This window comes from Bauldia sp. (assembly GCF_965232525.1).
Classification (GTDB): Bacteria; Pseudomonadota; Alphaproteobacteria; order Rhizobiales; family Kaistiaceae; genus Bauldia.
The window spans coordinates 3,958,649-3,975,026 of record NZ_OZ246980.1; the positions used below are offsets into that span (position 1 = coordinate 3,958,649).

23 protein-coding genes are annotated in these 16,378 nt (G+C 61.5%); 13 read left to right on the top strand and 10 right to left on the bottom strand.

Features of this window, described 5'->3' with window-relative positions; translation table 11 throughout:
* Positions 1-51: 51 nt before the first annotated feature.
* Positions 52-633 (bottom strand): TetR/AcrR family transcriptional regulator, encoded by a 582-nt coding sequence (locus ACO076_RS18770; protein WP_421724339.1) that lies wholly within the window; start codon positions 631-633, stop codon positions 52-54.
* A gap of 69 nt (positions 634-702) precedes the next feature.
* On the opposite strand from ACO076_RS18770, the gene ACO076_RS18775 reads away from it, so the two are divergent.
* Complete coding sequence (locus ACO076_RS18775) at positions 703-858, top strand: hypothetical protein (RefSeq protein ID WP_421724340.1); 156 nt, start codon at positions 703-705, stop codon at positions 856-858.
* Between the two features lie 328 nt (positions 859-1,186).
* Positions 1,187-2,074 (top strand): peroxiredoxin family protein, encoded by an 888-nt coding sequence (locus ACO076_RS18780; protein ID WP_421724341.1) that lies wholly within the window; start codon positions 1,187-1,189, stop codon positions 2,072-2,074.
* A gap of 50 nt (positions 2,075-2,124) precedes the next feature.
* On the opposite strand, the gene ACO076_RS18785 is transcribed toward ACO076_RS18780, so the two are convergent.
* On the bottom strand, positions 2,125-3,042 hold the full coding sequence (locus ACO076_RS18785) for an AraC family transcriptional regulator N-terminal domain-containing protein (RefSeq protein ID WP_421724342.1): 918 nt from the start codon (positions 3,040-3,042) through the stop codon (positions 2,125-2,127).
* Positions 3,043-3,206: 164 nt separating this feature from the next.
* On the opposite strand from ACO076_RS18785, the gene ACO076_RS18790 reads away from it, so the two are divergent.
* The 5 genes from ACO076_RS18790 (at position 3,207) to ACO076_RS18810 (ending at position 6,679) form a co-directional block, all read left to right on the top strand.
* Positions 3,207-4,112 carry an SDR family oxidoreductase gene (locus tag ACO076_RS18790; protein ID WP_421724343.1) on the top strand — a complete coding sequence of 302 codons (906 nt, stop codon included), beginning with the start codon at positions 3,207-3,209 and terminating at the stop codon, positions 4,110-4,112.
* 192 nt (positions 4,113-4,304) lie between these two features.
* Positions 4,305-4,706: a hypothetical protein gene (locus ACO076_RS18795; RefSeq protein ID WP_421724344.1), complete on the top strand. Its 402-nt coding sequence runs from the start codon at positions 4,305-4,307 to the stop codon at positions 4,704-4,706.
* A gap of 214 nt (positions 4,707-4,920) precedes the next feature.
* A complete protein-coding gene (locus ACO076_RS18800; protein WP_421724345.1) occupies positions 4,921-5,274 on the top strand; it encodes a hypothetical protein in 354 nt (117 codons plus the stop codon).
* A gap of 71 nt (positions 5,275-5,345) precedes the next feature.
* Positions 5,346-6,047, top strand: a complete 702-nt coding sequence (locus ACO076_RS18805) for a HupE/UreJ family protein (protein WP_421726777.1) — start codon at positions 5,346-5,348, stop codon at positions 6,045-6,047.
* A gap of 17 nt (positions 6,048-6,064) precedes the next feature.
* Positions 6,065-6,679, top strand: a complete 615-nt coding sequence (locus tag ACO076_RS18810; RefSeq protein ID WP_421724346.1) for a transmembrane anchor protein — start codon at positions 6,065-6,067, stop codon at positions 6,677-6,679.
* An 88-nt stretch (positions 6,680-6,767) separates the two neighbouring features.
* On the opposite strand, the gene ACO076_RS18815 is transcribed toward ACO076_RS18810, so the two are convergent.
* Both ACO076_RS18815 and ACO076_RS18820 read right to left on the bottom strand, forming a co-directional pair.
* Positions 6,768-7,283, bottom strand: coding sequence for a GNAT family N-acetyltransferase (locus ACO076_RS18815; protein WP_421724347.1), 516 nt, complete (start codon positions 7,281-7,283; stop codon positions 6,768-6,770).
* Between the two features lie 81 nt (positions 7,284-7,364).
* Positions 7,365-7,670, bottom strand: a complete 306-nt coding sequence (locus tag ACO076_RS18820; RefSeq protein ID WP_421724348.1) for a hypothetical protein — start codon at positions 7,668-7,670, stop codon at positions 7,365-7,367.
* 132 nt (positions 7,671-7,802) lie between these two features.
* Between ACO076_RS18820 and ACO076_RS18825 the strand changes: the two genes are divergently transcribed.
* Positions 7,803-8,135, top strand: a complete 333-nt coding sequence (locus tag ACO076_RS18825) for a hypothetical protein (protein ID WP_421724349.1) — start codon at positions 7,803-7,805, stop codon at positions 8,133-8,135.
* Positions 8,136-8,586: 451 nt separating this feature from the next.
* Here the strand turns inward: ACO076_RS18825 and ACO076_RS18830 are convergent, their stop codons facing one another.
* Positions 8,587-9,357 (bottom strand): nuclear transport factor 2 family protein, encoded by a 771-nt coding sequence (locus ACO076_RS18830; protein WP_421724350.1) that lies wholly within the window; start codon positions 9,355-9,357, stop codon positions 8,587-8,589.
* Between the two features lie 194 nt (positions 9,358-9,551).
* Between ACO076_RS18830 and ACO076_RS18835 the strand changes: the two genes are divergently transcribed.
* Entirely contained in the window at positions 9,552-9,929 is a 378-nt protein-coding gene (locus tag ACO076_RS18835) for a winged helix-turn-helix transcriptional regulator (RefSeq protein WP_421724351.1), read from the top strand.
* A 12-nt stretch (positions 9,930-9,941) separates the two neighbouring features.
* On the opposite strand, the gene ACO076_RS18840 is transcribed toward ACO076_RS18835, so the two are convergent.
* Together ACO076_RS18840 and ACO076_RS18845 are read right to left on the bottom strand one after the other, a co-directional pair.
* Positions 9,942-10,517 (bottom strand): TetR/AcrR family transcriptional regulator, encoded by a 576-nt coding sequence (locus tag ACO076_RS18840; protein WP_421724352.1) that lies wholly within the window; start codon positions 10,515-10,517, stop codon positions 9,942-9,944.
* Positions 10,514-10,888: a hypothetical protein gene (locus ACO076_RS18845; protein ID WP_421724353.1), complete on the bottom strand. Its 375-nt coding sequence runs from the start codon at positions 10,886-10,888 to the stop codon at positions 10,514-10,516. The genes ACO076_RS18840 and ACO076_RS18845 overlap by 4 nt, the downstream gene beginning before the upstream one ends.
* Before the next feature lie 300 nt (positions 10,889-11,188).
* On the opposite strand from ACO076_RS18845, the gene ACO076_RS18850 reads away from it, so the two are divergent.
* The 4 genes from ACO076_RS18850 to ACO076_RS18865 all read left to right on the top strand — a co-directional run bounded on the left by ACO076_RS18850 (position 11,189) and on the right by ACO076_RS18865 (position 13,820).
* The gene (locus ACO076_RS18850; RefSeq protein ID WP_421724354.1) at positions 11,189-11,620 is read left to right on the top strand and encodes a hypothetical protein; all 432 of its coding nucleotides are present in this window, start codon (positions 11,189-11,191) and stop codon (positions 11,618-11,620) included.
* Between the two features lie 527 nt (positions 11,621-12,147).
* Positions 12,148-12,993: a DMT family transporter gene (locus ACO076_RS18855; RefSeq protein ID WP_421724355.1), complete on the top strand. Its 846-nt coding sequence runs from the start codon at positions 12,148-12,150 to the stop codon at positions 12,991-12,993.
* Positions 12,994-13,174: 181 nt separating this feature from the next.
* Positions 13,175-13,543 (top strand): VOC family protein, encoded by a 369-nt coding sequence (locus ACO076_RS18860; protein ID WP_421726778.1) that lies wholly within the window; start codon positions 13,175-13,177, stop codon positions 13,541-13,543.
* Entirely contained in the window at positions 13,494-13,820 is a 327-nt protein-coding gene (locus ACO076_RS18865; RefSeq protein WP_421724356.1) for an EamA family transporter, read from the top strand. The genes ACO076_RS18860 and ACO076_RS18865 overlap by 50 nt, the downstream gene beginning before the upstream one ends.
* A gap of 42 nt (positions 13,821-13,862) precedes the next feature.
* Here ACO076_RS18865 and ACO076_RS18870 read toward each other — a convergent pair whose 3' ends face one another.
* The 3 genes from ACO076_RS18870 to ACO076_RS18880 all read right to left on the bottom strand — a co-directional run bounded on the left by ACO076_RS18870 (position 13,863) and on the right by ACO076_RS18880 (position 16,283).
* Complete coding sequence (locus ACO076_RS18870) at positions 13,863-14,282, bottom strand: GNAT family N-acetyltransferase (protein WP_421724357.1); 420 nt, start codon at positions 14,280-14,282, stop codon at positions 13,863-13,865.
* A 68-nt stretch (positions 14,283-14,350) separates the two neighbouring features.
* Complete coding sequence (locus ACO076_RS18875) at positions 14,351-14,869, bottom strand: AAA family ATPase (RefSeq protein ID WP_421724358.1); 519 nt, start codon at positions 14,867-14,869, stop codon at positions 14,351-14,353.
* Positions 14,870-15,002: 133 nt separating this feature from the next.
* Positions 15,003-16,283, bottom strand: coding sequence for an MFS transporter (locus tag ACO076_RS18880; RefSeq protein ID WP_421724359.1), 1,281 nt, complete (start codon positions 16,281-16,283; stop codon positions 15,003-15,005).
* Positions 16,284-16,378 lie beyond the last annotated feature (95 nt).

Genomic DNA, 16,378 nt, shown 5'->3' on the forward strand with positions numbered 1-16,378 from the left:
TCCGCGCCGCCCTTTTTCTCGCCAGGAGGCGACGCCGCTGCCGTCATCGCGTCACGTTTGGAGTTCCATCGCAAATTGCTGCTGAAGGAGATGCTTTGCGGCTTCCGGTTCCAGGCCGGTCTCACCCAGCATGACGATCCCCGCCAGACCGTCGATCAACGCGCACAGGCGCCAAGCGGATGCGACCGGATCGGCGCACCGCCCGACATCGCCTTCGACCAGCCGTTCGATGACCTGGACGATGACCGCGTGCCAATGGCGATAGGCCGACCTGACGACCTCCGCCAGCTCTGGATCCCGACGCGCCTCCTCGATCGCGTTCAGCCATAGCCTCCAGTGCCGAAACCCCGGGTCATCGGCCATCCAGTCCGCAAACCGGGGGATGAGCTGGTCCGCCGCGGTGTCTGCCAACGCCCGCTCGAGGTCTTCGATCTCCTTGGTGACAAACGTCCGTACGGCTTCTGTCCGGAGCTCACGCCAGGTCGAGAAGTAGTGGTGGAGCAGCCCTGACCCGACCTTCAGTTTGCGCGTGACGTCGCGGGTCGCCGTCTCGGCAAGTCCCTTCTCGACAATGATCGCATAGGCCGCTTCCACGATCTGGCGGCGCCGCTCAGGGCCGGACAGGCGCGTCATGTCGATCCCCTCTTGACAACAGACAGTTCGTTGAGCATCTGCTCAGTTGAGCACTTGCTCAATAATAGGATGCGGACGGACGCTGGTGTCAAGGTCACGGTGACCGGCAACGCCGCTTCCGGCCCTTTGGATGACGAGGACATGATCATGAACAGGAAGCAGCGAGCGACGATGGCCATTCTGATCGCGATCGCGGTGGCGGTGTTCGTGGCGATCACCAACTGATCGCGGGGCGGGATGCATCAGGCCAACCGCATCCCACCGCCCCCGCCCGTCTCGCGGCAGCCAACACGTCTTCTCCACATCGCTCTTTCACGCCACAACAATGCGAGCTGGATGCTGTCTCCGGTGATGGGGGTCCCACCACGATCCGGTGAGCACCGCGCCCATTCTTGTCGTCCTGGCCGCGGCGATATTGGCAAGCAGCGGCAATACGCGCGACCTCACCATCAAGAGTCCGAGGCGCCAGCAAGCTAGAACGCTCCGATCGATCACCAACAGACTCGTCACAAAAATGCAATTCAAACAACGGCTTATGCTTCCGGTTATCTTGATGATGGTGGGCTTGGCCATCTGCGCGTTCTATGAGCTCATCTGGGTAGCCGAATCAGAGGCGTGGTACGGAGCTTTCGTCGCTTCCGCCGCGCTCCCGGCCTACATGGCGTTGTTTCTGGCTAAGGGTGGGGCAGCACGAACCTCGCCGCGTCTGATCCCGGTTCAGATCGTGGCGATCATCGGCGCTGCCGTGGCGGCCTACCCGTTGTTCGATCGAAACCCGGTTAGCGAGACGCAGGTGTGGCCTCTTGCAGCGGCTGTGCTCAGTGTCCTCGGACTGCAGTGGTATGTGTTCGTCTATTCTCGGTACGGACGCAAGAAGAGCGGGGCGATTGTCGCCGGCCGGCCCCTTCCGGACCTTGCCTTCGAAGCGCTTGATGGTGCCCGGGTAAGGACAAGCGACTTCATCGGTTCAAAGACCCTGCTCGTGTTCTTTCGCGGCAATTGGTGCCCACTGTGCATGGGGCAGCTGCGAGAGGTGAGAGCACGCGCCGACAGATTGGAAGCCGCCGGCGTCAAGGTGAAGTTCATTTCCAATCAGAGTCCGGAACGATCGCGCGAACTGGCGCTGAAGCTGGCCCTCCCGGATCATTTTGAGATTCTGCACGATCGTGAACTGCGGGCGGCCAAGTCCCTGGCCATCGAGGACATCGGCGGCGCACCCCCTGGTCTGAAGGATTTTCCGGCCGACACCGTCATGGCGACCGTCATTGGATTGGATGCCGAGGGTCGCGTGATCTATGGGGACGAAACAGACAACTACCGCGTGCGACCGCATCCGGACTCGTTTCTGCCGGTGTTCGAAGCGCCAAACACCGAGCGAACGCCTCAGCGTTCCCCAAACGTCATCGCGTCGATCAAGACAGAGACAATGATGGACACCTGAATGGATGAGGCTATCGAAAGGTCGTTCGCTTCTCCGCCTTCGGGGCGACGTTAGGCATCGGTGGCGGCAGGCGCCGTCGCCGCCGACGCCGGAGCATCAAAGACAAAGCCGGTGGCATCCCGGCTCGGCGGCAATCCGAATTTCCGGCTGTAGTCGCGACTGAAATGGGTCGGACTGCCGTAGCCGACCGCGAAGGAAACCTCGGACACGGAATGGCCTCCATCCGCCAACAGCGCTCGCGCCTCGATCAGGCGCAGGTCCTTCTGAAATTGCAGCGGCGTCGTGCCGGTGACCGACTTGAAGTGATCATGGAAGGACGACGCGCTCATGCCGACGGTCCTGGCAAGAACGGGCACCGACAGTGGCGAGCGAAAGTCCGCCCTGATCTGGTGGATCGCCTTGGCGACCCGACTGGCATGGCTGTCGACGATAAGCAGATTGTGCAGCATGCCGCCGATCGGCGAGGTCAGCAGCCGGTAGTGGATCTCACGCAGAATCGAGGGCCCGAGGACCTGCATATCCAGGGGGCTGTCCATCAGCTCCAGATATCGGCCGAGCGGCGCGAGCCAGGCCGGATCGGCGCGCGCGGCCGACAGCGACCGGGCGTCGGTGTCAGGTGCCGGTGCATCGGCAACCTGATCGTAGAGGCTGCGCACCAGTCCGAGATCGAGCGACAGGATTAGCGCGAGATAGGGTTTGCCGACACTCGCTTCGGTGATCCGGGAGACGACCGGCAGGTGGTGGCTGACAACCAGCGCATCGCCCGGCCGGAGTTTCACGGACTGATCCCCAATGGACGTGACTTTGGCGCCTTGAAGGATCAGGCACACGACCGGTTCGTACACATACGCCTCGATGTCGCTCGGAGCCTCGCGACGGAGGACCGAGAGGCCGGGCATCTCTCGGAATTGGTCCGGATTATCAGAGTTATACCGGATGCAAAGGTCGGTGAGCCGCGATAGGTCCATGAACGTCTCCTCGGTGCCTTTGTATCAGGTCCTCTTCCCCCACACAGCACATCGTCGAGAGATTTGGAGGATCAGGCAGGTATTGCGGAGGATGTGGCAGGCGCCGCGCGGCCGCGTTGGCTATCTGTTTTCTCGATCGCCACCGCCAGGAGCAGGACGCAGCCATGTCATCGATTCCATCCCAATCTCTCGACCTCACCGCCCATCACGCCCGGTATGACGCCATCGATCCGCGATCGACGCTGAAGGATACCGCCGCCGATAAGGTCGTTTTCATCGCCGGCGCGTCGAAGGGGATCGGCCGGGCGACGGCGATCGCCTTCGCCGAGGCCGGCGCCCGGGCGATCTACCTCACCGCACGATCGGAAGACGCGCTGAAAGAGACGGTGGCATTGGTCAAGGCGGCCAATCCGAACACCCAATGCGCCTATGCGATCTGCGACGTCACCGACGCGGCGCAGGTCGAGGCCGCCGTCACCGACTGTGTGGCCCAATTCGGCGGCATCGACGTAGCGGACGCCAATGCCGGCTATCTCGGCCCGTGGGTCAAGATCGGCGAGACCGATCCGGAAGGCTGGTGGTGGAACTGGGAGGTCAATGTGCGCGGCGCCTATCACGTCATCCGCTTCACGATACCTCATCTCATCGCCAGCGCTGAGGCACGGACCGCCGAAGGGCGAAGCGGCGGCCATCTCATCCTGCTGTCCTCGGTCGGCGCCCAGCTTCTGATGCCGGGGGCCTCCGACTACCAGACCGCCAAGCACGCTATCAATCGCCTCTGCGAATTCGTCCAGTCCGATCACGACGAGGACGGCATCAAGTGCTTCGCCATCCATCCCGGCGGCGTCGCCACCGAGCTCGGCCGGAACATGCCGGAAGCCATCCACCAGTATCTGGTCGACGAGCCGGACCTCGCCGCCTGCTTCGCCGTCTGGCTGTGCTCCGGCGAGGCCGACTGGGCCAGGGGCCGCTACCTCAGCGCCAATTGGGATGTCGGCGAACTCACCGCGCTTAAGGACGAGATTCTGGGCGACGACCTGCTGGTCAACCGCCTGCGGACCAAGGCTTGAGGCTGCAGGCACCGGCGACCGTTGTCGGTCGGCGCGGTACGCCCATCGTCGGTCGGACGGCCGGTCGGTATGGTTGTTGCCGCGCGACCCACTTCGACGGCTCGGTTGCTGAAAGGTTGGCTTGCGTTGTTCGTCGGGACTAGTATGACACCCACTACAAACACAGCCTGAAGTTTGGAGGGCGTTCAACCGATGAACCAGGTATCGAACACAGTTAACGCCGACCGTCGCGGATGGGGACTTTTTTTTGCCGGCGTCGCATTACTGGTCATGCTGTTTTCCGCAATGGAAGCGCAGGCGAACAAGCCCGACATCGACTTCAACTGCGAAAACGACACGGAATGCGACGCGAATTACTATATTTCTAAGGGATCAGTGACGATTCGTTTTTTCTGTTACGGTGTTGCCCTTGATGGCGTACCTACGAACTCGTCGCCGTACCAGTTTGGCGGCTGCCATGCACCGAACATCAACGTGTCTTGTATAGACACCGGTCACGGCGCGTGTTTTTGTACTAATGACGTCAAGAAAACACAACGAATTACGGCAAAGATCAAGCATTGCTGCGCTATGAATCATCCTTATAATTGTTGAACGTCGCTTTCCGCACACAGGAGGAGATTCTCGCCGACGACCTGCTGGTCAACCGCCTGCGCACCGGGGCCTGAGGCTTCGCGACCTGCCTCCCCCAAGCCGCGAAACACCGCCTGACCGCTTGCGCCGGCATCGGGCCGTGCCATAAAGACGAACGATTATTTCAGCGAATGGATATCCAGGCGCACATGTGCCGGCTAGCCAGGCAGAACGGATGAGACGGGTTCGGACAGTCGGACAAAGGGCATTCGCGGCGCTGCTCTGCTTGTCGCTGGTGACCTGGTCCGTCATGCCGGCCGCGACCGATGCGTCGGTCCCCCTCGATACCCTCCAGGATCATCTCGATCATATCGCCGAGCATGGTCATACCCACGGTTTTGCCGAGGACCTCCTCTGGGCGCTGCATGGCCATGGCCATGGAGTCGCCGACTACGATCACGGCCAGGCGATGCCGGCGCTCGCTGAGTTAACCGAACTCGCCGCCATCGACCGCGACACCTGTCGGCACCGGCCGCACTCATGCGGCCCGCCGCTGCATTTCAGGATCGAACGACCTCCACGCGTCTGATCGGCGTCGCTTCACCGATCAGTCAATTCGAACGTGGAGAACCATCCATGATGTTCCGATCACGGGACGGGATGGGTCCGGGCCTGCGCCCTTGGACCTGTCTCGGCCTCGTCCTTGCCGTGCTCGCGCTCGGCGCGGGGCCCGCCCTCGCCCATAACGTCACCGAGGGCGACGCGGGCTACATCCAGGAAATCTGGGGGGTGCATCTCATCCCCTTCGCCTATCTCGGCGCCAAGCACATGGTGACCGGCTACGATCACATCCTGTTCCTGCTGGGGGTCGTCTTCTTCCTCTACCGGCTGCAGGACGTCGCCATCTATGTTAGCCTGTTCGCGCTTGGCCATTCGATCACCATGCTCGCCGGCGTCTGGTTCGGCTGGGGGGTCAACGCCCACATCATCGATGCGATCATCGGCCTGTCGGTGGTCTATAAGGCGCTCGACAATCTCGGCGCCTACCAGCGCTGGTTCGGGTTCCAGCCCAACACCAAGGCGGCGACTCTGATCTTCGGCCTGTTCCACGGCACCGGCCTCGCCACCAAGATTCAGGACTACGACATTGCCGACGACGGGCTGCTCGCCAACCTGTTGGCGTTCAATGTCGGCGTCGAGATCGGCCAGATCCTCGCCCTGTCGGTGATCCTCATCGTCATGGGCTACTGGCGCAAGAGCCTGCGCTTCTTGCGCGACGGCTACACCGCCAACGTCATCATCATGTCCCTGGGCTTCATGCTCACGGGCTACCAGCTCACCGGCTATTTCGTCACAGCCTAAGGAATCGGAGACACCCCATGTTCAACGCAGACAAACCCAGCCTCGACCAACTGCCGAGCTCGGCCCAACTGTTGCGCTCTACCATCGTCGCGGCCGCCGCCGCGGTGGTGATCCTCGTCACCGTCGTGCTTCCCGCCGAATACGCCATCGATCCGACCGGCATCGGCCGCATCCTCGGCCTCACCGACATGGGCGAGATCAAGCAGGAGCTCGCCGACGAGGCCGAGCAGGACCGTGCGATCCACGGCGACGATCAGTCGAGCCTGTTGGCGCCCCTCTTCGGCCTGCTGGTCACGTCGGCGCAGGCCGAAGAAGCCTGGCGCGACGAAGTCACCTTCACGCTTGAGCCCGGCGCCTACACCGAGATCAAGCTGGTGATGGTGGAAGGCAACACCGCCGAATACGCCTGGGTCGCCGACGGCGGGCGGATCAACTACGACCTCCACGCCCATGGCGTTGGCGGCCAGTCGGTCGACTACCTCAAGGGCCGTGGCGAGACGTCGGGCGAAGGCAGCTTCGAGGCGCCCTTCCCCGGCGAGCACGGCTGGTTCTGGCGCAACCGCGACAGCGCCGACGTGACGGTCACGCTCCAGTTGCGCGGCGACTACAGCGCGCTCGTGCAGGGCAACTGAGACGGCGACAGCAGCCCGTCGTCCGCAGTCGGGCGGCGGGCTGCCGCCCCTGGGCGGGCGCTCTATCCAGCGGACGAGTGTGTCGCCGTCAGCCGATATAGGCGCAGACGGCGTAGTCGACGCCCTCGTAGGTGAAGCTGGCGACCTCGGGTATGCCCATCTCGCGGTGGACGTACACCGACACGGTGTTGTCGCGGCGCAGGAAGAAGATCCCCTCGCGACCGGGCAACAGCTTGCGCAGCGCCGCGAACATCGCCGCCGAAAGGTGATGTCCCCGATGCCGCGCGTCGACGCAGAGCGGCCCGTAGAAGTAGGCGCCGGGTCGGCCGGGATAGGCCCGCAGAGTCGCCTGGATGATCGGCACGTCCGCATATGCTTCGAGCGGCGACGAGACGAGGTAGCCCACCACCTGTCCCCGCTCGCGGGCGACGATGACCGGCATGGCAGCGATTGCCCGTAGGAACCAGTCGCGGGAAAACCGCACCGACAGGGTGCCGCCGTGCTCGGGCAGGTTCGGCTCCTGCACCCGGAGGATACCGTCCACGTCCGCGTCGACCGCGCGGCCGATCTCGTAACGGTCGTTGGTCGCCTGGCTATCGGCCATCCATGTGGACTCCCCGGGCTCGTTTCGGCGCTCCGTCCGGCCGGAGCGGTGGGACCGGCTGGCTCACCATCCTGCATACGGTCACGGCTGACGCTTGCCGCGTCTCCAGTCCGCGGCCGCGGCCCTCAGCAGCGATTTCGCATAAGCAATATGAAATCGCTCCGTCAACCGAAACAGCCAGTGCGGTCTTGGTGGTCCGCCGGTCGATCCGGCCTGCGGCAGGACGGCGGAGCCGAACAGCAAACGGCAGCGACCCGCGGCGGTGGGCTCCGTCTTCAGCCAGGTTCGAAAGGGCGCGTCTTTGACGACCAGCAGGAGCTCGGACGAGGTGCGGCCCTCGACTGCCAGCACGTGGCTCATATTGCCCAAACCCGCAAGCGCAGGCATGATTGTGTCGACGAAGCCGTCTATCGGGTGGATGTCGGATGACGTGTCATTCCCCTGATTCCGGCACGACGTGTGGCTGGTATCCCGGGTCGACTGGGTGCGGATGCAACAATGATGGGAACGGATATGACCATGAAAGCACTGCTGGTGGCCCTTGTCGTTGCGCTTATCCCAACAAGCGCATTTTCCGACTGGCGTTATTACCCGGTCTATTGCGATCAAACCGGCGCGTGCCCCACGGAACATATTACCGGTATTCCCGATGGCGGAGCGGAGATCCAGGCCAAATGCGGGCTACAGAGTGATCCGACCACCTGGGATAGACCGTTAAAGCTGCATTGCACTGCATCGAATTCACTCACCTGCAAACATCACGAAGAAGCAACTGAATGGATTTGCAACTGCGGCTACTCCAATAACATTGGCAACTTTAAAGTTAACTATACGATAACTTGCCCGAATTGATGCCAAGAATCGTACTAACCACTGCAGTTTGAGTCGTATAGACAACGGTCACGGCGCGTGTTTTTGTACGAATAACGTCAAGAAGACACAACGAATTACGGCAAAGATCGTGCATTGCTACGCTATGAATAATTGTTGAACGTCGCTTTCCGCACACAGGACGAGATCCTGGGGCGGCGACCTGTTGGTCAACCGCCTGCGCACCCAGGCATGAGGCTTCGCGCCCTGCCTGCCCCAAGCCGCGAAGCACCGCCTGAGCGCTTGCGCCGACACCGGGCCGTACCCTAAAGGCGAGCGCTTCTCCCCGGAGAATGAATCGAGAGTCCAGGCGCACATGTGCCGGCCAGGCGGGCAGCCTGCCCCGAACCATCGATACCGAGCGCCGTCGCGATCACCACCGCCGCGGATGGGGCCGATGCACCCCACCCGCCCGAGAGAGCTCCGCGACCCGTCAGAACTTACCGTTGTCGTGGGCCATCTCGGACGGGATGGGCGCGACAACGTCCCAGTGCTCGACAATCTTGCCGTCTTCGACCCGCCAGAGATCGAAGAACGCCCAGGGCTCACCGCCCATGATCGCGTCCGAGGCAACGAAGACGAAGTTGCCCTCGGCCACGACGATCTGCGGCTCGAACTTGGTGATCACCTGACCCTGTTCGGCAAAGGCCTCGATGGCCGCCATCAGCCCCTCGAGCCCGTCGTCGATCACTGGATTGTGCTGAATGTAGACGGCCGGATCCATGTAGTCGGTGACGTTCTCCGGCGCCGCGCCGCCGAGCACGTCGTTGACAAAGCCCACCACCAGCGCCTTGTTTTCTTCCGTCTTGTCGATATCGGTGACCGCCACCGGCCCGTCGGTCATCGTCCGGCCCGAGACCGTGGTTTCCGGCGGCGCCTGCAGGTTGTCCCAATGCTCGGCGACCACGCCGTCCTCGACGCGAAACACGTCGAAGGCAACCAGTGTCGGCGCGCCGAACGCATCGGCATTCTCATAGGTATTGTGCAGCACCACGTAGTCGCCCTCGGCAATCACCCGGTGCGTCGTCACGGTGATGCCGGACTGCGCCACCAGCGGGATGGCGTCGAGAAGGCCCTGGGCGCCGGTCGGAATGGCCGGATTGTGCTGAATGTAGCCCGGATCCAGCAGGGGCTTGGCGGCCTCCGGATCATGGTCGATGAAAGCCGCGGCAAACAGGCCGAGGACGAGTTCCTTGGGTGTCATGACGGTGTATCCTTCTGGTACGTATCGATGTAATATCTGGTATCATAATCGTACTACGATGCAATTACGCACTTTATAAGAACAAGGTTTGTTCCAGGATACCTGCCTTAACCGAGCGCTTGCCGCGAGCGCAGAGAGTATGCTATTTAACTTTGGTATTCATTTTGCACCGAATGACAATGCCGAGAGCGTCCATGCTGCCAATTGGCGTAGAGAGCAAAGCCGAAGCCTCGAACTGCTCGATCCGATCCGTCCTTTCCAATGTCACCGGCAAGTGGCGGATGATCATTGTCCTCGCGCTGGAGGACGGCCCCAGGCGGTTTGGCGAGATCAAGCGCTGCATCGGCGATGTGACGCAGCGCGTCCTGACGGAAAACCTGCGCGGCCTTCAGCGGGACGGATATCTGACCCGCACCGTCCATCCGGGACCGCCGGTCGCCGTCTCCTATGAACTGACGCCCCTCGGCCGGGGTCTGCTGGCGATGCTGAAGCCGCTTGTGTACTGGTCACACGAGCAGATGGACGAGGTCAAAACGGCGCGTCTGACGTACGACCGATCGCAGTCCGGGTGACGTGCGAGGGGGTCAGTCGCGGGGTGATGCCGGAGCGCTCGCGCCGTACTCACTGCGCACCAGCCGCGCGAAGAGCTTCGAAAGCCTGACCTGATCGTCCGCCGCGATCGCGGGTCCCATCATCTGGGATCCGACGAAAACCGCATAATCGAGTTGTGCCAGGGAACGGGCGTCGTCGCCGGGAAGGCCGAACCGCTTCCGATAAAGCGCGGTGACGTATTCGATACGCCGTTCGTCGACGACTGCGATCTTTTCTGCCACCGCCCTGTCCTGATAGCCGAGGCGGCGGATGCCCACTTCGACACGGTGGTCCAGGGACAGGGCGAACGCATCGAGGTTTTCGACTTGGGCATCCGGGTCGGCGACGGCCTTGTTCGCATCGATCGCCGCCGTCGTGTTCTTGTCCTGCCAGTATTGGAGGAGCGCGGCCAGGAAGTCCGCCTGATCGTCAAAGTGATGGTAAAAGGAGCCGATGGTCCGATCTGCCGCTCGGCAGAGCGCCGCGAGCTTCAGGGCGTCCGGACCGTCATCGGCAAGGCGTGCCAGGCCGAACGCGAGCCAGTCCTCGCGGCGAAACCGCTTCCTCACGATACGGCGATCCCGACAAGGCCGAGGACGAGCACCGGGGCGAACAGCCAGCCCTGCGGCATGTCGGTGAACCTCTGTCGTTTGAGGACCGGCAGTGCGAGCCCCCAAATGCAAAGGAAAGCTGCCAGGAGTATTCCGACCAGACCAAACGCCGTCGCGAAGTATCCATACCCGGCCGCGACGAACAAACCGGCCATCAGGATCAGGACGAAGGACACGTTATGCCAGCAATAGTAGTTCACATACTTCGCCACTGGGGCGATATCTTGAGCATTCAGCAAGGGCCTGGCGACGGTGCGGCCGCCCGGGACGAGATGGATCGCTGCGATCAGGCCCGACACGACACCCGCTGCGACGAACCAGTAATCCATGGATACCTCTCAACGCGGTCACATACATAACATATCATATGTTATGTATGTGTCAACGATGCTAACCGGCTGATCGACCTGCGTTTGTTGAGGCGAGCCGCCATGCCTGACGCTGACGGGTGCGCGTCAGAGTCTCGGCCTGATGGACACCCAGCCGACCGGCCCGGATGGCCAGCCGGGCCACACAACCTTCTCAGCCGCGCGCTTTTCTGAGGTCGCTTGAGTGTCTTCGGTCCGTCGATTAGGGTTTCCGGCAGCAGCCACCACAACGGCAACTGATCCGATCATAGACAAGCAGGAGTGGATCAGCTCTCCTTCTGGCCGGTCCATGGCACCAACCCGAAGGGTAAGGAGACCTCGGCGATGCTCCGTCTCTTTCTTGGATTTTCCGCTGCGATCTGCGCTTCGGCGGCTTTAGCCGGGCAGACCGTGACCACGACGGCCTGCCCTGTTGGCGACAATTGCGGAAAAGTCGAATATGACATCCGCAAGACGTCGACGATTTTCTATATGCGCCTGTCCTGTACTACGGCGCAAACGCCGTATTACAACAGCGATGACAACAAGGACACCAGTAAATGCACCTCCCCGAATGTCAAGATCTCATGCGACAACATTGATGGGCATGTCGATGGTGAATATGTCATCATAACCTGCAATTGGCCGGGGAACACCAACAATCACAAGGCACAAATCTTGTGCACGACCAATTGCTCCAAGAAAAATCACTAGACTTTCCCTGAGGCTCTTTGCCGCAGCGCTTTCTGTCTAGTCGCAGGATTTGATCTTCACGGTAAAATAGTTGTGGGCTTTGAGACCCGCGTGCGAGCATTCGCACGTTGCAGGATGCTCACTTTTAACGCAGTCGACCGATTTGGTGTTATTGATATTGCAATCATAGCTCGACTTCTTGATTTCTTTGTTTCCGTTACAGTTGAGCCATATGAATATACTGGAAATCTCGCTGAGTTCGTACCGCTTCTGGCAGGGCGCCGTATCGCAGTTGAACCACTGGTTTTTGTCATACCCGAGCGCCTGCTGGTGGGGCAGAAACCCGACCAAGAGGAGGGCGGCCAAGCAGAACGTCCTCATAAGCAGCTCCACACTAACGCCGCGGGCCCCGCCCGCAATATGGTGATCGCTCGCTCCCTTCCGGGTATCGAACCCGTCGAGAATGACGATAGAAGAACGGGATGGCAACCCGACGGCCTCGGTAGGCCGGGGGTGACGCGGGGCATGAACACCACTCGGAGACCGACATGACGACCGGCGTGTTCGCGATGGTGCTGGGCGCGGCGGTGCTCCATGCGGCCTGGAATGCGCTGGTCAAGGTGCATGCCGATCGGCTGGTCATGATCGCCATCATGATGATGAGCCAGGTCGCCATTGCCCTGCTGGTCGTTCCGTTCGTGGCATTCCCGACCCCGGAAAGCTGGCCCTATATTTGGGCGTCGACCGCGCTCAACACTGCCTACTGCGTGTTTCTGATCAACGCCTATCGCTATGGCGATCTGAGCCACGTCTATCCCATTTCCCGCGGCTCCGCGCCGCTGATCGTCGCGGTCCTGTCCATTGCCATCGTCGGCGAAACCTTGAGCCGCCAGGCCGGCCTATCTGTCGTCGTCATCGCGCTCGGGATCATGAGCATGACCCTGACCCGCGGCGCGGAGGGCTTCAGGGAACCGCGGGCGATGCTCTATGCGGTGGGCACCGGCGTGTTCATCGCCGGCTACACCGTCGTCGACGGCCTCGGCGCCCGCCTTGCGGAGAGTGCCAACAGCTACACCTTCTGGGTCCACCTGGTGAACGGCATCCCGATTGCCCTGTTGGCGCTCTATCTGCGCAGAGGTCAGATATCCGAGTCGGTGCGCAAATCATGGAAGGTCGGCATCCTCGGCGGCATCATATCGCTGCTCGCGTACTGGATCGTCATCTGGGCGATGACCCAGGCGCCGTTGGCACTGGTCTCCGCCGTCCGGGAAACCAGCATGGTGTTCGCGGTGCTGATCGGCGTCGTCTTCCTCAAGGAGCGCCTCAACCTGGCGCGGCTGGCATCGATCGCCATGACGCTGATCGGCACGGTCATGCTCAAGCTGTCGCGGTGAGCGTCGTTCCTGTTGACGAATGCTGCGCGTTGGACGAATGCCGGCCACAACCTTTGACGCGTGCCAAAGCTGATACCAGACCGCCTCTACGATTGAGTAGCGTTGGTGACTGTCGGCCAGCGTTCGTGCATACCATAGGCTATTCTGTTCTATGCGGGACGTTTTCAAGGAGATTTTGAAGATGATCGCGTATGCTACGCTTGGCACAAACGACATGGACCGTTCGATTGCTTTCTACGATGCCGTGTTCGGTGCGATCGGTGGCGTGCGGCAAGTCACGACTCGAACCTGGACACAGTACGGCCGTGGAGAAGAGCGGGCAGAGGTCTGCCTAACCCGTCCATATGACGGCAAAGCGGCAACGAGCGGTAACGGGACGATGCTTGCATTCGAGACCGAAGACCACGCGGCTGTGAACGCTTTCCATGCAGCCGCCCTTGCACATGGTGGAGAAGATGCCGGTGAGCCTGGCTTGCGAGAAGGCACACACTACGTTGCTTATGTGCGGGATCCCGAAGGCAATAAACTCTGCGTTTTCGCGCCGAAGTAACCCGCTCTATCTGCGCAGGGGCCGGGTTTTCGTGTCGGTGCGCAAATCATGGAAGGTCGGCGTGCTCGGCGGCGTCATATCGCTGGTCGCGTACTGGATCGTCATCTGGGCGATGACCCAGGCGCCGTTGGCACTGGTTTCCGCCGTCCGGGAAACCAGCATGGTGTTCGCGGTGCTGATCGGCATCGTCTTCCTCAAGGAGCGCCTCAACCTGGCGCGCCTCGCATCCATCGCCACCACGCTGATCGGGACCGTCATGCTCAAGCTGTCGCGGTGAGCGTCGTTTCCTGCGGCAGGGCGCGGCGGAGAAGGTCGGCGATCACAATGACTTCGTGAAGAACATCTCCGGGTCACCCTCATCGAGCCCGCGGAGTTCACCGCAGTAGTGCCAATCGGACGCTTGGAGAAGGGCTTGCATGGGCGCATTCGACCGGTTGGTTGAGGTCCATAGTTCTGGATAACCCTTGGCCTCTGAGGACTTGAGAAGCCCTCGCCCAACCCCCCGTCTTCGGAAATTCGGATGTACGATGAGAAGAGAAATGAATGGCTTCTCAAAGAAGTAGCGGTGATCCAAACAACAAAAGGCAATGACTCGGCCATCTTCGACGGCCAAACTGAGCCCGCCGTTTTCAGCGATCGAACCCATGTATCTCTCCCTCTGCCGAGAACCGATGACGCGTTGATCGATCGTGACCGCGCCGTGAACGTCCTGCGGCGTCGAAGCGTCTCTCGTTTGCATGGATGTGCCTCCCAGGCGGATGCCTGCGGCCCTGTTTCGTTAAGTCAGATCATCCCGCCGTCTCCGACCTAAACACACCGCTCCAGAATCGCGTCCACCACCCGCTCAAGCGGCGCCGTGGCGTCGATGACAATACCCGTCGGGATGTCTTCTTTCGTTTCGTGCAGACGCAGGATCAGGTCGCGCTCAGCGGCCTGTCCGCCAAACTCGTCGTCCGGTCGCCGCGCCAGCCGTCGGACCAGCGTGTCGCGATCGATATCGAGAACGAAAACCCGATCGAACACATCGACGAAGCGGGAGAAATTTCGAGAGCCGCCGCAAAAGAACGAGGCAGCGTGGCTCCGGTCGGCGGCCAGCGCCCTGACCTTGTCGATATCCCAGATCCCATGCGCGTGCACCCAAGCAACCGCGTCCGCCTCGTTTAGGTGGAGAGGGCGATCCACCGGTTTCCCGGTCTCGGGATCGCCCGGATAAGCCAGATCGCGGTCGCCGTTGAGGGCGTGATAACCGCGCCGCCGCAGTTCGTGGCAGACGGCGGTCTTGCCGGTCCCCGACACGCCTTCGATCAGATAGTTTCGGACGCCCATCCTGATCCTCTGCCGAAGGCGCGACGCCCATCGTTGCGCACGGCCGTCCGCCACGGCGGCGTACCTTCCGCGCGGCGCATCTGCTTCGCGACGACTTGGAGGCCCAGGTCGGCTGTCGTCTTGGCAGAATAGCTCACGATTGGAGCCGCTCCGCGGATACATCGATTTCATTCCGGAGGCGGAGAACTGCCAGAATGGTCAGCGCATTCAGGAAACCGAGGACCAGGATCGAGCCAACTTCGCTGTGTATGTGGGCGAGCACGCCAAGCCCTACCGAAAGAGGAATGGCGATAGTGCCGGTCACCGACCGAGCCGCCGCTTCGAAGTAAGGGCGCTGGTCGCCAGGAACAGCCTGGACGAGATAGAGCGTCCGGGCCACGGTGAGCCCCCGCGTCGCCGTCGCAATGGCAAAGACGACCCCGGCGTAATGCGGGCGGTCATGGATGCTGGGATCGACCGTCACGGCAATCGCATAGCCTGCGGCCGCGAGTGCCACCAGGCAGCAACCCACCATGACCATCTTGATCGAGTATTTTGAGATCCAATGCCACACCGGTGCGCTGAGGATGACACCCAGACTGGCGGCAATCACGAACAGGCTGAGAGAATTGTGTTCCTCCGCGTGCAGGGACGCAGCGTGAATCGCGTAAAAGGGCATGGCGAATTCGATCGACAGCATCATCACCCAAGCCACAACCACCCGACGGAACCAACCCAGTTTGGAAGCGTCCTTGAACGCGCCAACGGTCTTACGAAGGGTGCCCCCGGCGCTGGCGTCTTTCTCGCCCGGTATCGCCTGCGAACGTTCGGTGGCGGGTTCGCGGATGAGCGTCACCACGAGCGCGGAAGCAACGCAACCGATGACGCCCGCCCAAAGCAGCACCACATGACCGTGCAGGGGATTTTCGTGCGTGAGCAGGTCTATTGTAGCCCAGGCCACCCCAATGGTCAGCGCAGCCCCGATCGCGACATGAACAAACGAAACCTTGCTGCGATTTTCGCGGTTGAGCAAATCCCCGAGAAGCTGCTGGTAGGCGATGCGGCAGAGCCCTTGGAAAACGCCGACCAAGACGGCTGCGAGGCCGAAGAAAATGATCAGCGTGGTGTTTTCGTGCAGGTGAGCACTCACTCCAACCAGGCCGAGCGATAGGCCGATGCAGACGAGCCCGATCGACCAGTACAGTTTTCTCTGGCGCGCGCCGGAGATAACCGGAGCCGAAAAGATCTGCCCGATAATGCGCGACACCTGAACGGTTGGCAGCAATAACCCGGCCAAAATAACCGGCGCGCCCGAAGCGATATAAATGAAGGGAAGAACAAATTTCGGGCTGCCGACGTTATTGGCAAAATCGACGAATGTGCCCTGCCCCATTATAGCCCAGTAATTCCACCGCTGCCCGACGTTCTTTGTCAATTATCGCCTCTTGCCGAACGGGCTTGGCAGGTGAGCGCTGCACCTCGGGCAGCGATGCCAGCCCTGAAATAAGTTCCCACCGCCGGCCGGTGTGA

Excerpts from the sequence above, each read along its gene's own strand:
- ACO076_RS18770 (WP_421724339.1), bottom strand. The coding sequence starts at position 633 with ATGACGCGCCTGTCCGGCCCTGAGCGGCGCCGCCAGATCGTGGAAGCG.
- ACO076_RS18775 (WP_421724340.1), top strand. The coding sequence starts at position 703 with ATGCGGACGGACGCTGGTGTCAAGGTCACGGTGACCGGCAACGCCGCT.
- ACO076_RS18780 (WP_421724341.1), top strand. The coding sequence starts at position 1,187 with ATGATGGTGGGCTTGGCCATCTGCGCGTTCTATGAGCTCATCTGGGTA.
- ACO076_RS18785 (WP_421724342.1), bottom strand. The coding sequence starts at position 3,042 with ATGGACCTATCGCGGCTCACCGACCTTTGCATCCGGTATAACTCTGAT.
- ACO076_RS18790 (WP_421724343.1), top strand. The coding sequence starts at position 3,207 with ATGTCATCGATTCCATCCCAATCTCTCGACCTCACCGCCCATCACGCC.
- ACO076_RS18795 (WP_421724344.1), top strand. The coding sequence starts at position 4,305 with ATGAACCAGGTATCGAACACAGTTAACGCCGACCGTCGCGGATGGGGA.
- ACO076_RS18800 (WP_421724345.1), top strand. The coding sequence starts at position 4,921 with ATGAGACGGGTTCGGACAGTCGGACAAAGGGCATTCGCGGCGCTGCTC.
- ACO076_RS18805 (WP_421726777.1), top strand. The coding sequence starts at position 5,346 with ATGGGTCCGGGCCTGCGCCCTTGGACCTGTCTCGGCCTCGTCCTTGCC.
- ACO076_RS18810 (WP_421724346.1), top strand. The coding sequence starts at position 6,065 with ATGTTCAACGCAGACAAACCCAGCCTCGACCAACTGCCGAGCTCGGCC.
- ACO076_RS18815 (WP_421724347.1), bottom strand. The coding sequence starts at position 7,283 with ATGGCCGATAGCCAGGCGACCAACGACCGTTACGAGATCGGCCGCGCG.
- ACO076_RS18820 (WP_421724348.1), bottom strand. The coding sequence starts at position 7,670 with ATGCCTGCGCTTGCGGGTTTGGGCAATATGAGCCACGTGCTGGCAGTC.
- ACO076_RS18825 (WP_421724349.1), top strand. The coding sequence starts at position 7,803 with ATGAAAGCACTGCTGGTGGCCCTTGTCGTTGCGCTTATCCCAACAAGC.
- ACO076_RS18830 (WP_421724350.1), bottom strand. The coding sequence starts at position 9,357 with ATGACACCCAAGGAACTCGTCCTCGGCCTGTTTGCCGCGGCTTTCATC.
- ACO076_RS18835 (WP_421724351.1), top strand. The coding sequence starts at position 9,552 with ATGCTGCCAATTGGCGTAGAGAGCAAAGCCGAAGCCTCGAACTGCTCG.
- ACO076_RS18845 (WP_421724353.1), bottom strand. The coding sequence starts at position 10,888 with ATGGATTACTGGTTCGTCGCAGCGGGTGTCGTGTCGGGCCTGATCGCA.
- ACO076_RS18855 (WP_421724355.1), top strand. The coding sequence starts at position 12,148 with ATGACGACCGGCGTGTTCGCGATGGTGCTGGGCGCGGCGGTGCTCCAT.
- ACO076_RS18860 (WP_421726778.1), top strand. The coding sequence starts at position 13,175 with ATGATCGCGTATGCTACGCTTGGCACAAACGACATGGACCGTTCGATT.
- ACO076_RS18865 (WP_421724356.1), top strand. The coding sequence starts at position 13,494 with ATGTGCGGGATCCCGAAGGCAATAAACTCTGCGTTTTCGCGCCGAAGT.
- ACO076_RS18870 (WP_421724357.1), bottom strand. The coding sequence starts at position 14,282 with ATGCAAACGAGAGACGCTTCGACGCCGCAGGACGTTCACGGCGCGGTC.
- ACO076_RS18875 (WP_421724358.1), bottom strand. The coding sequence starts at position 14,869 with ATGGGCGTCCGAAACTATCTGATCGAAGGCGTGTCGGGGACCGGCAAG.